The sequence below is a fragment of the Mycobacterium angelicum genome, assembly GCF_002086155.1.
GTDB lineage: Bacteria > Actinomycetota > Actinomycetes > Mycobacteriales > Mycobacteriaceae > Mycobacterium > Mycobacterium angelicum.
In genome coordinates this window covers 21,625-34,845 of sequence record NZ_MVHE01000011.1, presented here as the reverse complement: position 1 = coordinate 34,845, position 13,221 = coordinate 21,625, and the positions used below count along the sequence as shown (strand labels likewise).

Here is a 13,221-nt window from a genome sequence, read left to right as displayed (position 1 = left end):
GCGGTAAGACTACGAATCGATCAAACCCTGTTGCCGGGCCAGCTGTTCGAAGCTGCTGCGCACCGCGAGAATCTGCTGGGCAGTCAGCGGCGGGGTAATCACCAATAACTTCTCGGTGACCAGATGCCGAAACTCTTCGGCGGAAAGCACGTCGAAGTAGTCGTCATTCGGCCCGTTCGGATCGTCGAGATCACTGATCGGTGGGCGCGACGGTGCCGCGTCGGCCGATATCCGGACCTGAGTGGCGAACTTTCCGCGATCACCCTCCTCGATTTCGAAGGAGACCCGGGCACCGCGTACCGCCTGCCGTTTCTCCATTTCGAGATCGTTTGCGTGCAGAAAGACATCGTCGCCGCCCGCATCCGGAGTAATGAACCCGTAACCGCGCACGTCGTCGAAACGAACGATTTTCCCTGAGACCCGCACCCTAGAACCCCTCATCAGCCCAGCACCAACAAGTGGCGATCGTACCCGTATGCCCCAGCCACTACACTCACTCCCCGTGGATTCAGCGTCGCCGCGGCCGGTGTTGGTGGTCGATTTCGGTGCCCAATATGCGCAGTTGATCGCCCGGCGGGTGCGGGAGTCCCGGGTTTTTTCGGAGGTGATCCCGCACACCGCCTCGATCGAGGAGATCAGGGCCCGCGATCCGTTGGCACTGGTGCTCTCCGGGGGGCCGGCCAGTGTCTATGCCGACGGTGCCCCGCAACTGGACCCGGCACTGTTCGAGCTGGGGCTGCCGGTGTTCGGCATCTGCTACGGGTTTCAGGCCATGGCGCAGGCACTGGGCGGCACCGTGGCCCACACCGGAACCAGTGAATACGGCCGCACCGAGCTGAAAGTCCTTGGCGGCGAACTGCATTCGGATCTACCCGGCGTTCAGCCGGTGTGGATGAGCCATGGTGACGCGGTCACCGCGGCGCCGGACGGATTCGACGTGGTGGCCAGCAGCCCGGGCGCGCCGGTGGCCGCCTTCGAGGCCCGGGCCCGGCGCCTGGCCGGGGTGCAGTATCACCCCGAGGTGATGCACACCCCGCATGGCCAGCAGGTGCTCAGCCGGTTTCTGCACGAGTTCGCCGGGCTGGGTGCGGATTGGACGCCCGCCAACATCGCCAATGCGCTCGTCGATCAGGTGCGCGAGCAGATCGGCGACGGCCACGCGATCTGCGGACTGTCCGGCGGGGTGGACTCCGCGGTGGCCGCCGCGTTGGTGCAGCGAGCCATCGGCGACCGGTTGACCTGTGTTTTCGTTGACCACGGGTTGTTGCGGGCCGGCGAGCGTGAGCAGGTGCAGCGCGATTTCGTGTCCGCTACCGGGGCCAATCTGGTCACCGTCGACGCGGCGCAGACCTTCCTCGAAGCGCTGTCGGGAGTGAGCAACCCCGAGGGTAAACGCAAGATCATCGGCCGCCAGTTCATCCGGGCATTCGAAGGTGCGGTGCGAGATGTGTTGGGGGACAAGTCGGTTGAGTTCCTGGTGCAGGGCACGCTGTATCCCGACGTAGTGGAATCCGGCGGCGGCAGCGGCACCGCCAACATCAAGAGCCATCACAACGTCGGTGGCCTGCCCGACGACCTGAAGTTCACCCTCGTCGAGCCGCTGCGGCTGCTGTTCAAAGACGAGGTGCGCGCGGTGGGGCGCGAGTTGGGTCTGCCGGAGGAAATCGTTGCGCGCCAGCCCTTTCCTGGCCCGGGCCTGGGTATCCGGATCGTCGGCGAGGTTACCGCGGCGCGGTTGGAGACGTTGCGGCGCGCGGACTCGATCGCTCGTGAGGAGCTGACCGCAGCCGGTCTGGACAAGCAGATCTGGCAGTGTCCGGTGGTGCTGTTGGCCGACGTCCGTTCGGTCGGGGTGCAGGGCGACGGCCGCACCTACGGGCACCCGATCGTGTTGCGTCCGGTGTCCAGTGAGGACGCCATGACCGCCGACTGGACGCGGGTGCCCTACGAGGTGCTGGAGCGGATTTCGACGCGGATCACCAACGAGGTGGTCGAGGTCAACCGGGTGGTGCTGGACGTGACCAGCAAGCCGCCCGGCACCATCGAGTGGGAATAGCCTCGGTTAACGCAGCCCTATTCGGGCGGTTGCACGACAGGCGGTTTCTGCAGCACTGGCTGTCGTGTGGTGACCCGAAACGGGTCCAGCCCGTTCGCCTCGTCCAACGCCTCCCGGACGTCTTCGGGAGTGATGAGGCCAAGTTCGACTTGTAGCCACGTAGCACTGAGTCCGAACGCATGGGCGGCGCGCCTGGCCTCTTCGGCATCCGGGAAGTCGTCAGCGTTGGCGCGCCCGACCCCGCCGTACCACCGGCCTTTGGTAACGCCACACGCGTCGCGCAATTGCTCAACGGTGATGTCGCGGTTCAGCGTTGCCTCAAGCAGGCGCTTCAATCCCCACCCGGCAGCGTTGGTTCGTGGCATCTGCCAAGCGTAACTGGATGCCAGATGGCGGTCAAAACACCCTGAAAGGCGATTTGACCGCCCAAATCATGATTTTCCAGATCAGTTGTTGACAACGATTCATAAAATATGAAAGTGTGTACTCACAACGGACAGGGACGCTCAAGGGGAGAAACTCATGTCGTACGTAATAGCATTACCGGACCTACTCGCGGCGGCTGCTGCAAAGCTGGAAGGAATCGGCTCGGCCGTTGGTGCTGCCAATGTGACTGCGGCGATGCCGATCACCGGCGTGATCCCAGCTGCGGCCGACGCGGTATCGCAGGTGACGGCGCAGGGCTTCGCCGCCTACGGCCAGCTGTACCAATCGATCAGCGCCGAGGCCAACCTGATCCACGAGCGTTTCGTCCAGGCACTGGGCCTGAGCGCCAAGGCTTACCAGACTGCCGAGACCGGCAATATGCAGAGCATCGGTGGATCCGGCGGCGTGGCGCCCGCCCCGTCCGGCCCGGGGTCGGCATTGCCGAGCAAGGTCGGCGCGCCGGCGAAGACGGCTCCTGTGGTGCCGGCGCCCAAGACTGGGCCCGCCAAGACTGCCCCCGCCACGCCTAAGCCCGCCACGCCCAAGCCCGTCACGACCGGACCGGTTACCACTGGGCCCGCTACGACCACGTCTGGACCGGTTACGACCGGGCCCGTTACGACTGGGCCCGCCACGACCACGACTGGACCCGTCACGACCACTTCCGGGCCGGTTACGACTGGGCCCGCCACGACCACGACTGGACCCCTCACGACTGGGCCAACGACGACCGCGCCCCTGCCGAGCTCGCCCGACAGCGTCCCACCCGGCACACAAGCTGTGCCAAGCGGCGGCATGGGCGGCAACGCACGCGACCTGGGCGCGAGCACCTTCGGCGGCGACACGGGCACCCTCAGCACAGGTAATCCCACCGTCAGCACCGGCAACCCCGACGTCACGCTGGGCACGCCTGTCGGGCCCGTCGAGCCGGTAACGCCCTACGTGCCGCCACCACCGCCTCCGCCGGCCCCGCCCGTGCTGCATGTCCCGGCCCAGCGCGGCATCCCGGCCCACCGTACCTAGCAAGAGCTACTCGAAAGAAAAGGATCTGACCATGGACTTCGGTGCCTTACCGCCAGAAATCAACTCCGGACTGATGTATGCCGGCCCTGGGTCAGCGCCCATGCTGGCCGCCGCGACGGCCTGGGAGGGCCTCGCAGCCGAGCTGCGCACGGCCGCGACCGGCTACGGGGAGGCCGTCGCCGAGCTCGCCGACGCCGGGTGGCAGGGCCCGTCGGCCACCGCGATGGCCACCGCCGCCGCGCCCTATGTGGAGTGGATGCACAGCACCGCCGCGCAGGCCGAGCAGGCGGGCATGCAGGCCACTGCGGCAGCAGCCGCGCACGAGGCGGCCTTTGCCGCTACCGTGCCGCCCGCGATGATTGCCGCCAACCGCAGCTTGCTGGCGTCGCTGGCCGCGTCGAACGTCATGGGCGTCAACACGCCGGCGATCATGACCACCGAGGCGCACTACGCCGAAATGTGGGCCCAAGACGCCGCCGCGATGTACGCCTACGCCGGCTCCTCGGCCGCGGCGAGCGCGCTGAGCCCGCTGGCGATCGCGCCGGTGACGACCAATGTGGCCGGGCTGGTGGGCTCCGCCGTTACCGGCCTGCAAGGCGCCGTCCAGAATGTGGCCGCCCAAGCGGTCGGGACGGTTGCCGCGCTGCCCTCGGCGCTCAACTCGTCGGCGTCCACGCTTTTCGGCAGCCTCCAAAGTGGCCTCAGTAATTTCGCGGGCTTACTCGGCCTGCCGTTGAGCCAGGGTGCCGGGATGGCCACCTCCGGGACGGCCACCTCCGGGATGGGCGGAACCCCGGCGCCCGGCGTGGTGACTCCGACGCGTACGCCGATGGAGGTCCCGCGGCCGGCGACGCCGGCTCCCGCTCCGCGCACGCTGCCCGCGACTCCGGTACGTCCGGAAATGCACCCCCGCATAATCCCGCCGGTGGAGCCCCGTCAGGCGCCGGTGACGGCAGCGATGGGCCAGTCCACCCAGGTCGGTGGGTTGTCGACGCCACGCAGTTGGGGAGCTACGGACGTGCCGGGGCCGGCGGTTGCGGACCCGAGTGCCGCGACACCCGCGGCGGGCGCGCCCATGGTGGCAAGGGGCATCCCCGCGGGTCAGGTATTGGGTATGGAGACCCGCGGCTACGGCGCTCCCGAACTGCCTCGCATGACCGTGCTGCCACGCGGTGTGGCCGGCTGACGGAAGGAGAGGCGCGTCCGAATAGCTTTGAACGGCAATCAGTTTCGACGATTTGATAAGGAGAAATTCAAATGACCACACGTTTCCTGACCGACCCGCACGCAATGCGGGACATGGCGGGCCGCTTCGCGATGCACGCGCGGACCGTCGAGGACGAGGCCCGGAAGATGTGGGCGTCCTCGCAGAACATCTCGGGCGCTGGCTGGAGCGGGGCGGCCCAGGCCACCTCGCTGGACACCATGGGTCAGATGACGCAGGCGTTTCGCAACATCGTGGCCATGCTGGACACGGTTCGCGACGGGCTGGTTCGCGACGCCGGCAACTACGAGCAGCAAGAGCAGGCCTCCCAACAGGTCTTGAGCAGCTAACCCACCACCCGATCAAGCAAGAAGAGAGGCCAATCATGACCATCAACTACCAGTTCGGCGATGTCGACGCCCACGGCGCTCTGATCCGCGCACAGGCCGCCAGCCTGGAGGCCGAGCACCAGGCCATCGTTCGCGATGTGCTGGCTGCCGGTGACTTCTGGGGTGGCGCCGGTTCGGTGGCTTGCCAGGAGTTCATCACCCAGTTGGGTCGCAACTTCCAGGTGATCTACGAGCAGGCCAACGCCCACGGCCAGAAGGTTCAGTCCGCCGGCAGCAACATGGCGCAGACCGACAGCGCCGTCGGCTCCAGCTGGGCCTGACGCCTTACATGAAGTCCAGGGCCTCTACCGTCGCGATAGCTCCTTCATGAGTAGGCCGGTTTGCGCCGCCGATGCAGTAGACGGTGTTGCCGACGGTAGCGACCACCGCGGCGTGACGAGGGGTCGAGAGAGAGGGGAGTGGGCTCCACTTTGCATTGGCGATGTCGTACATCTCGACCACTCCGAGCACCTGGGTTGGTTCTTCCCCGCCGACCACGACGATTCGGCCGTCGATGAATGTGGCACCGTAGCTCCCGCGCGGCGTCGGCATCCCGACCAAGGTGGTCCATTTCCCGCTTTGCGGGTCGAACCGGTCGAACGCTGCGGAGTTCTTGTCGGCGGACAGGAAGCGCCCGCCAATCGCATACACATAGGTGCCGTCCGATACTGCTGCGAGATGTTCTCGAGGGGTCGGCAGGTCGGGCGCATCCTTCCACGAGTTGCCGTCGAAAACCTCGGTCTGCGGGACGATCTGCTTGGCGTTCTGCCCACCGACGATGACGAGTTTGTCACCGACCGCCGCCGCGGCGGCACCCGCCCGAGCGTGGGTGAGGGTGGGCAACTCCACCCAGCTGTTGCCACGCAGGGCGAAAACCTTGTTGGAGGCGTCGGCGAGGTTCTCGCTGGCGCCACCGAGCACCACCACTTCGCCGCGGTAGGTAGTTGCCGTCGCGTGGTGCAACGGCATGGGCAATGCGGGCCCGGGCTGCCAGGCACCGGTGCGCGGGTCGTAGCTCTCGACGGTCGACAGCGCCATTCCGTCCCGGATGCCGCCCATGATCCAGATCTTGTCGTTGAGAACGGCCCACGCCGTCATCAACCGGGCCGTCGGCGCATCCGGCAAGGTACGCCACTGCGCCGCCGGCTGAATCCGGCGCATGGGGAGCTTCAGCACTTCGGCCGACGAAGTGGCCTGGTCGTCGCCAACGCCCGTGGACCCGCCGATCGCATATACGGACTTTTCCACCGCGTCGACGGCCATGCCGTGCCGCGGGGTCGCCATGTCCGGCAATCCGGCCCACGTTTTGGTCATCAGATCCAGCACCGCGACGCTCTTGAGGACCTGTCCAGCCGACATGCCGCCGACCGCCACCAGGCGTCCATCGGCGATTGCCACGCCGAGGTCACTGCGGGGCTGGGAAAGGTCAGCCAAGGGCGTCCAGGTCTTGGCGGCGGGGTCGTACGCCTCGACCGTGGGCAATTCTGAGTTCGCATTGCGGCCGCCCACGGCGTACACCAGCTTTCCGTCCGTGGCCGCGGCCAGCAGTTGCCGGGGCGTCGGTAACGGAGCGCCAAGGGTCCATGAATTGCCGTCGAAAACCTCGGTCGTGTTGAGCAGCGCGCCGTTGGCGTCCACACCGCCGGCGACGATGATGCGGTCGCCTACCACTGCCGCTGCCGCCGCCGATCTGGGCTGCAACAGATGCGGCAGCTCTACCCAGCGGCTGTTGATTACTCGCCAAACCTGGTCGGTCGCAACCTTTTTGGTGCCGTCGCTGCGGATACCGCCCAGCACAATGGGATTGCCCTGCCAGGTGACCGCCATCGCGTGCTCAACCGGAACCGGGAGGTCGTCGCCGCCTTTCCAGCTGTCGATGATGGGGTCATAGCCTTCGTGCAGTCCGGTGATATTGCCGTCGGCCCGTACCCCACCGAAGATCCAGATCGTGCCGTCCGCCTGCGTCGTCGTCGCCGCAACGCGAGCAACCCGCGCATTGGTGATCGGCTTCCACTGAACCGGCGCCTGAGTGGTCGGTTGACTCGAAGCGGTTTGGTGAGCGTTGTTGTCGCGGGAAGTTGCAAGGTAGACACCGCCGCCCACCAACAGCACCACCACGACCGCTGCCACTGCGCTGAGCGCAATGCGATTTCGCTTCTTACCGGGTTCGGCGAACCACGCTGCAACGCGCCCGCGCGGCGGCTGCCAGACCCGCGGCGGGCTGGGCGCAGGCGGAGCTGGTGCGGTCTCTGGCCCCGGGTCGCTGGTGGGTTTGACCGGGGTGGTGACGTCTGCGTGGTGCGAGTGCTGCGGCGCCGGCTCGGCGGCGTCTGGAGGAGTCGGAACCTGCGTTGCGCCGCGTTGTGCCGGTTGGGAGATGTTGTCGGGTTCGGCTGAATCCTGCTGACCGGCGGGTGGGGCAGTGACCGCGGCGATCTTGCTTGTCGGGGGCTCCGGCTGATTCTGCTTTCCCATATTTGCGATCGCGGGTGATACGGGAGGCGCTTCGACGACATCCGGAGCGGCGTCCGCGGTGCTCGGTCGCATATTGGTGATCGCCATGGAAGCGGGTTTTAGGCCGTTGCGGCGTAGTGCGGCCTGCAACTCGCGGCCGAACTCGGCGGCTGAGGCCGGCCGTTGGTCCGGGTCGATCGACATCGCTTTCTCGATTGCCGCGCACACCGCATCGGGAATTCCGTCCGGACGCATATCCGGGACGCCCGTTGAACTGATCCGCAGATATTGCGCGACGAGGTCTTCGCCTTTTTTGCGTTCGTGTGCGGCATTGCCCGCAATCAGCGCATAAAGCGTGGCACCCAGGGAGTAGACGTCGGCGACCACCGTCGCGTGGTTACCGGTCATCACCTCGGGTGAGGTGTAATCGATTGTGCCGGAGAAGAATCCGACCGCCGTTTCGAAACCGCCCTCAATGTGGGCGATCCCGAAGTCGGTCAATTGCGGGTCGCCATAATCGTTGATAAGGATGTTGGCGGGCTTGATATCGCGGTGCAAAGTGCCGGCCTGATGCGCGGTTTCCAGTGCCCCGCACAACTTCACGCCGATCTGCAAGGCCTCGGGCCAGGGGATCGGCCCTTCGCGGCGCAACCGTACCGCCAGGGAATCGGCGGCGTAGTAGGGCATCACGATATATGGCCGGCCACTTTCGGTTATTCCGACTCGCAAGATATTGACGATGTTGGGATGCCCCGAAAGGCTGCCCATCGCGTAGCCCTCGCGCAGAAAACGTTCCCTGCTGTCGTCGTCGAAATGTGAGGGCAGCACTTTGACTGCAACGTTTCGTCCCAGCACGGTCTCGCGGCAGCAATAGACCACACCTGCGCCGCCACGGGCCACTTGGCGTGCGTTTTCGAATCCCTCGGCGGCCAACTCCGCAGCGGCTCCGCTGGGTACGGACGTCGAGCCGGCAACCCCCGGTTCTTCAGCCATTTTTTGGCGCTCTACCTCCATGTAAGAATCGCGAGTTCAGCGTAGCGAACATGCAGTTAGCGGTGTATAGCTCCGTGGCGATCGTTGCAGAACGGTAGTGTGAGGCTTTGTCACAACAGCCACAGTGGCACCTGTCCGTGGTGGCACTAGGTTTGCCCGCCTCTGCGCGACAAGTGTTGGGCGGCAATCGGGTTCGGCGTTCACATCGGCTGGGTGGCCGAAGGCCGGCACCGGCGTCATGGCCCAATTGGCAGACATCGAATACACCATCAGCCACACCAGCATCGAGCGCATAAAGCAGCCTCTTGCGTTGCTTGACGCTTGTCGGACCGTCGGTGTTTACTCGAACATATATTCGAATGAATCCCGGCAGGAGGCTCGTCATGACCGCGGCTTTAGCCTCTGACCAGCTCGAATCGTTGCGCAAGCGGATGGCTGAAATGGCTGGGACGGGTGGGGGGCATCTGCACTCGGCCGACATGCTGGAGGCCGGGCCGGCGCGGTTGCCCCGGGGAACGGTGGCGGTGCTCTCGGGGGCCAGGTCGCTGCTACTCAGCGTGGTGGCCAAAGTGACGGCGGGCGGGGGCAACGCCGCTATCGTCGGACAACCCGATATCGGGTTGTTGGCCGCGGTGGAAATGGGCGCGGATCTGAGCCGGCTTGCGGTGATACCGGATCCCGGGACGGATCCCGTGGAGGTGGCCGCGGTACTCATCGACGGAATGGATTTGGTGGTGCTCGGGCTGGGCGGGCGTCGGGTGACCCGGACGCGGGCCCGGGCCGTGGTGGCCCGGGCCCGCCATAAAGGCTGCACGCTGCTGGTCACCGACGGCGACTGGGAAGGCGCGCAGACGCGGCTGGAGGCCCGGGTGTGTGGCTATGAGATCACCGCGGGGGGCCGGGACAGGCCGGCGCCCGGCTTCGGGCGCATCAGCAGGGTGCGGCTGCAGGTCAGCGGGATTTGTGCGGGACGAACGATCGCCCGGGCGCGAACTGGGTGAGGGCGAAGTGAATTCACGAGCATCTTCGCGCGTGCTGGCGATCTGGTGCATGGACTGGCCCGCGGTCGCGGCGGCCGCGGCCGCGGGCCAGCCCGTGACGGCTCCGGTCGCGGTCACTTTGGCCAACCGGGTGATCGCCTGCTCGGCGGCCGCGCGTGCGGCCGGAGTACGGCGCGGGAATCGGCGCCGGGAGGCGGCGGCGCGTTGTCCGCAACTGCACATCGCGGCCGCCGACGCCGACCGCGACGCCCGCTTCTTCGAAGGGGTGATCGCGGCGGTGGACGATGTGGTGCCGCGCGCCGAGGTGCTGCGGCCCGGGCTCCTGGTCTTGCCGGTGCGCGGGGCGACCCGTTATTTCGGGTCCGAGCAGCAAGCGGCCGAACGGCTGATCGACGCCGTGGCTGTGAGTTCAGTGGCCGGTGTCGAGTGTCAGGTCGGGATCGCCGACCAGTTGTCCACCGCGGTTTTCGCGGCGCGGGCGGGCCGGGTGGTGGAGCCGGGGGAGGACGCGCGGTTTCTGTCGTTGCTGTCGATCCGCCAGCTCGCCACCGAGCCGAGTCTGTCCGGGCCCGGCCGGGATGAACTGACGGACCTGTTGTGGCGGTTGGGGATTCGTACCATCGGGCAGTTCGCCGCGCTGTCGCGTACCGATGTGGCTTCCCGGTTCGGCGCCGACGGTGTGGCAGCGCACCGGTTCGCCCGCGGCGAACCGGAACGCGGACCGTCCGGGCGTGAGCTGCCGTCGGAACTCGATGCCGTGCTGAACTGCGATCCGCCGATCGACCGGGTCGATGCCGCGGCATTCGCCGGGCGTTCGCTGGCCGCCACGCTGCATCAGGCGCTGATGGCCGCCGGAGTGGGATGCACCCGGCTGGCCATCCACGCCGTCACCGCCAAAGGCGAAGAGCTACAACGGGTCTGGCGGTGCGCCGAGCCGTTGACCGAGGACGCGACCGCCGACCGGGTGCGCTGGCAGCTGGACGGCTGGTTGAACAATCGGGGTGCCGATAAGCGGCCCACCGCACCCGTGACGCTGCTGCGGCTGCAGGCCATCGAGGTGGTGTCCGCCGGGGCGCTGCAGTTGCCGCTATGGGGTGGTCTGGGGGAGGAGGACAGGCTTCGGGCCCGCCGCGCGCTGGTGCGGGTGCAGGGCTTGCTCGGCCCGGAGGCGGTGCAGGTTCCGACGCTGTCCGGCGGTCGCGGGCCGGCCGAGCGCATCACGCTGACCCCGCTGGGCGACGAGCCGGCACCGCCGCCCGACCCCGGGCAGCCCTGGCCCGGGCAGCTACCCGATCCGTCGCCCGCGGTGCTGCTCGACGATCCGGTGGAATTGCTTGACGCGCAAGGTAATCCGATCCGGGTGACCGGCCGGGGCCTGTTCTCCGCCGAACCTGCGCGGCTGACCCTGCGCGGCCGTGACGATCGGCTGAGCTGGTGGGCCGGACCATGGCCGGTCGACGAGCGGTGGTGGGACCCCGAACGCATCGGGGGCCGCACGGCCCGTGCCCAGGTGTTGCTGGAGAGCGAGCGGGCGTTGTTGCTGTGCTACCGCCAGCGGCGCTGGTATCTGGAGGGAGCCTATGAGTAACCCGTAACGCGTTGCAGCGCCCCGGGCGTCAAGTCCTTGAGCGAGGGATAACCGTCGACGGCCATGATCAGGTCGGCTTCGGCCAGCAGCGAGCGCAGTACGTGCACGATGCCGTCGACGCCGCCGAGCGCCAGGCCGTAGGCGTACGGGCGGCCGATACCGACCGCGGCGGCTCCCAATGCCAGGGCTTTGATGACGTCGGCGCCGCTGCGAACCCCCGAGTCGAACAGCACCGGCAGCCCGTCGGCGGCTTCGAGTACTGCGGGCAGGCAATCCAGGGCGGGCAGGCCGCCGTTGGCTTGCCGGCCGCCGTGGTTGGAGCAGTAAATGCCGTCCACGCCAAGATCTTTGGCGCGACGCACGTCGTCTGGATGGCAGATGCCCTTGACCATCAGCGGCAGGCTGGTCTGCGATCGCAGCCACTGCAGGTCCTCCCATCGGAACGGGCCACCGAAAATCGGCAGTTTGCGCACCGCCGCCTCGGTAGCGTCTTCGCCCGGTTCCAGGCCGGCGCGAAAGACCGGATCGGAGGTGTAGTTGCTCAGACAGCCGCTGGGTACCTGAGGGTAGTTGCCGGCGCTGAGGTCGCGTGGCCGCCAGCCGGTGACCCACGTGTCCAGCGTGACCGCGATGGCCTTGAAGCCGGCGGCCTCGGCGCGACGCACCAGGCTGGTGGCCATCTCCCGGTCGGGCGGGGTGTACAGCTGAAAAAAGCCGGGCGTATCGCCAAGGGCGGCGGCCACCTCTTCCATCGGATCCGACGTCAGGGTGCCCACGAAGAACGGCACGCCGGTGCGGGCCGAGGCGCGCGCGGCGGCCAGGTCGCCGTGACCGTCTTGGGCACACACGCCGATGACGCCGATGGGAGCCATGAATATCGGTGCGGGCAAGCTGATTCCGAACAGCTCGACGGACATGTCGCGTTCGGCGGGAGCGATTCCCATGCGGGGGAATACCCCCCATCGCTTGAACGCCTCGACGTTCGCCCGCTGAGTCTGCTCGTCACCGGCGCCGCCGGCGACATAGCCGAGCACTTTCGGCGGCATCGCCGCGGCCGCCTTGGCCTCCAGCTCGGCGAACGCGATCGGATACGGTGGCTGGCGCCCGGCTTGTCCTTGTTCGTAAAGCTCGTTCTGATACTCGGCGAACGCCATCAAGCCCCACCCTCGCTGGCGCCAAGTGTGGCCTGCATGTCCGGCTTCATCGCCACCAGCTGGGCATTCCAATAGCCCCAGCTGTGCACGCCGTTGCTGTCGAGATTGAAAGTGGCGTTGTGGCCGCCGGCCGCGGTGTAGGCGTCTTTGAAGGTGGTGTTGCTTTGCAGGACGACCTGCTCGATCACCTGGCCGGGCAGGCTGCCCTGGCCGATTTCCGACGGCGTGCCATTGCCGCTGTACACCCACAGCCGGGTGTTGTTGCCCGCCAGTCGTCCGGCCTGCACCGTCGGATCGTTGCGCTGCCAGCCCGCACCGCCGGTCGGACCCCACATGTCCTCGGGATTGAAGCCGCCCTCGTCGTTCATCGCGAGCTTGATCAGCAGGGGCCCGTTGCCGCTGGACGGCGTCATATAGGCCGACAGCGAAGCGGCATAGGCGAATTGCTGCGGGTGATAGGCCGCCAAAATCATCGCCGAGGACCCCGACATCGAGGCGCCCACCACGGCATTGCGGGTCGAGCGCACCCCGCGGCTCGACAGGAACGCCGGCAGTTCACTGGTCAAAAACGTTTCCCACTTATAGGTCTGGCCGTTGGCCGAGCCGTACCAGTCGGAGTAAAAGCTGGATCTGCCGCCCACCGGCGCCACCACCGAGATCCCCGAACCGCGGTATTCGTCGAAAGCCGGAGTCTCGATGTCCCAGCCGCTGCGGTCGTCGCGGGCACGCAAACCGTCGAGCAGGTAGACCGCCGGGGCGCCACCGCTCTGGAATTCCACGGTGATGTTGTGGCCCATCGACGCCGATGGCACTTGCAGGAATTCGGGTGCGGCGGCCCGCGCGGGTGCGGTGCCTCCGAACCCACCGATCAGCCCCGGCAGGCTGGCCGCCGCGATTCCGCTGACGATAAGACGACGCGTCCAGTTGACCATT

12 protein-coding genes are annotated in these 13,221 nt (G+C 67.2%); 7 read left to right on the top strand and 5 right to left on the bottom strand.

Annotation, left to right across the window (positions count from 1 at the left end):
- Positions 1-9 precede the first annotated feature (9 nt).
- Positions 10-426, bottom strand: a complete 417-nt coding sequence (locus BST12_RS10010) for a cold-shock protein (protein WP_083112954.1) — start codon at positions 424-426, stop codon at positions 10-12.
- A gap of 76 nt (positions 427-502) precedes the next feature.
- Here BST12_RS10010 and guaA point away from each other — a divergent pair, with 76 nt between their 5' ends.
- Complete coding sequence (gene guaA / locus BST12_RS10005) at positions 503-2,056, top strand: glutamine-hydrolyzing GMP synthase (protein WP_372511096.1); 1,554 nt, start codon at positions 503-505, stop codon at positions 2,054-2,056.
- Between the two features lie 17 nt (positions 2,057-2,073).
- Here the strand turns inward: guaA and BST12_RS10000 are convergent, their stop codons facing one another.
- The gene (locus BST12_RS10000) at positions 2,074-2,421 is read right to left on the bottom strand and encodes a hypothetical protein (protein ID WP_083112952.1); all 348 of its coding nucleotides are present in this window, start codon (positions 2,419-2,421) and stop codon (positions 2,074-2,076) included.
- Between the two features lie 157 nt (positions 2,422-2,578).
- Between BST12_RS10000 and BST12_RS34220 the strand changes: the two genes are divergently transcribed.
- From BST12_RS34220 to BST12_RS09980, 4 genes are all read left to right on the top strand, one after another.
- Complete coding sequence (locus BST12_RS34220; RefSeq protein ID WP_083112951.1) at positions 2,579-3,505, top strand: PE domain-containing protein; 927 nt, start codon at positions 2,579-2,581, stop codon at positions 3,503-3,505.
- A gap of 31 nt (positions 3,506-3,536) precedes the next feature.
- Complete coding sequence (locus BST12_RS34215; protein WP_139801585.1) at positions 3,537-4,691, top strand: PPE family protein; 1,155 nt, start codon at positions 3,537-3,539, stop codon at positions 4,689-4,691.
- A gap of 71 nt (positions 4,692-4,762) precedes the next feature.
- The gene (locus BST12_RS09985) at positions 4,763-5,059 is read left to right on the top strand and encodes a WXG100 family type VII secretion target (RefSeq protein ID WP_083112949.1); all 297 of its coding nucleotides are present in this window, start codon (positions 4,763-4,765) and stop codon (positions 5,057-5,059) included.
- 35 nt (positions 5,060-5,094) lie between these two features.
- Entirely contained in the window at positions 5,095-5,379 is a 285-nt protein-coding gene (locus BST12_RS09980) for a WXG100 family type VII secretion target (RefSeq protein ID WP_083112432.1), read from the top strand.
- A gap of 4 nt (positions 5,380-5,383) precedes the next feature.
- Here the strand turns inward: BST12_RS09980 and BST12_RS09975 are convergent, their stop codons facing one another.
- Positions 5,384-8,545, bottom strand: coding sequence for a serine/threonine-protein kinase (locus BST12_RS09975; protein ID WP_083113037.1), 3,162 nt, complete (start codon positions 8,543-8,545; stop codon positions 5,384-5,386).
- 383 nt (positions 8,546-8,928) lie between these two features.
- Between BST12_RS09975 and BST12_RS09970 the strand changes: the two genes are divergently transcribed.
- Both BST12_RS09970 and BST12_RS09965 read left to right on the top strand, forming a co-directional pair.
- Positions 8,929-9,546 carry a hypothetical protein gene (locus BST12_RS09970; protein WP_083112948.1) on the top strand — a complete coding sequence of 206 codons (618 nt, stop codon included), beginning with the start codon at positions 8,929-8,931 and terminating at the stop codon, positions 9,544-9,546.
- 49 nt (positions 9,547-9,595) lie between these two features.
- On the top strand, positions 9,596-11,134 hold the full coding sequence (locus BST12_RS09965) for a DNA polymerase Y family protein (protein WP_083113036.1): 1,539 nt from the start codon (positions 9,596-9,598) through the stop codon (positions 11,132-11,134).
- On the opposite strand, the gene BST12_RS09960 is transcribed toward BST12_RS09965, so the two are convergent.
- Entirely contained in the window at positions 11,125-12,288 is a 1,164-nt protein-coding gene (locus BST12_RS09960; RefSeq protein WP_083112947.1) for an alpha-hydroxy-acid oxidizing protein, read from the bottom strand. The genes BST12_RS09965 and BST12_RS09960 overlap by 10 nt on opposite strands.
- Positions 12,288-13,220 carry an esterase family protein gene (locus tag BST12_RS09955; protein ID WP_083112946.1) on the bottom strand — a complete coding sequence of 311 codons (933 nt, stop codon included), beginning with the start codon at positions 13,218-13,220 and terminating at the stop codon, positions 12,288-12,290. The genes BST12_RS09960 and BST12_RS09955 overlap by 1 nt, the downstream gene beginning before the upstream one ends.
- Position 13,221 lies beyond the last annotated feature (1 nt).

What these genes read in the sequence shown, in the direction of transcription:
- BST12_RS10000 (WP_083112952.1), bottom strand. Translation starts at nt 2,421, where the DNA reads ATGCCACGAACCAACGCTGCCGGGTGGGGATTGAAGCGCCTGCTTGAG.
- BST12_RS34220 (WP_083112951.1), top strand. Translation starts at nt 2,579, where the DNA reads ATGTCGTACGTAATAGCATTACCGGACCTACTCGCGGCGGCTGCTGCA.
- BST12_RS34215 (WP_139801585.1), top strand. Translation starts at nt 3,537, where the DNA reads ATGGACTTCGGTGCCTTACCGCCAGAAATCAACTCCGGACTGATGTAT.
- BST12_RS09985 (WP_083112949.1), top strand. Translation starts at nt 4,763, where the DNA reads ATGACCACACGTTTCCTGACCGACCCGCACGCAATGCGGGACATGGCG.
- BST12_RS09980 (WP_083112432.1), top strand. Translation starts at nt 5,095, where the DNA reads ATGACCATCAACTACCAGTTCGGCGATGTCGACGCCCACGGCGCTCTG.
- BST12_RS09975 (WP_083113037.1), bottom strand. Translation starts at nt 8,545, where the DNA reads ATGGCTGAAGAACCGGGGGTTGCCGGCTCGACGTCCGTACCCAGCGGA.
- BST12_RS09970 (WP_083112948.1), top strand. Translation starts at nt 8,929, where the DNA reads ATGACCGCGGCTTTAGCCTCTGACCAGCTCGAATCGTTGCGCAAGCGG.
- BST12_RS09965 (WP_083113036.1), top strand. Translation starts at nt 9,596, where the DNA reads ATGGACTGGCCCGCGGTCGCGGCGGCCGCGGCCGCGGGCCAGCCCGTG.
- BST12_RS09960 (WP_083112947.1), bottom strand. Translation starts at nt 12,288, where the DNA reads ATGGCGTTCGCCGAGTATCAGAACGAGCTTTACGAACAAGGACAAGCC.
- BST12_RS09955 (WP_083112946.1), bottom strand. Translation starts at nt 13,220, where the DNA reads ATGGTCAACTGGACGCGTCGTCTTATCGTCAGCGGAATCGCGGCGGCC.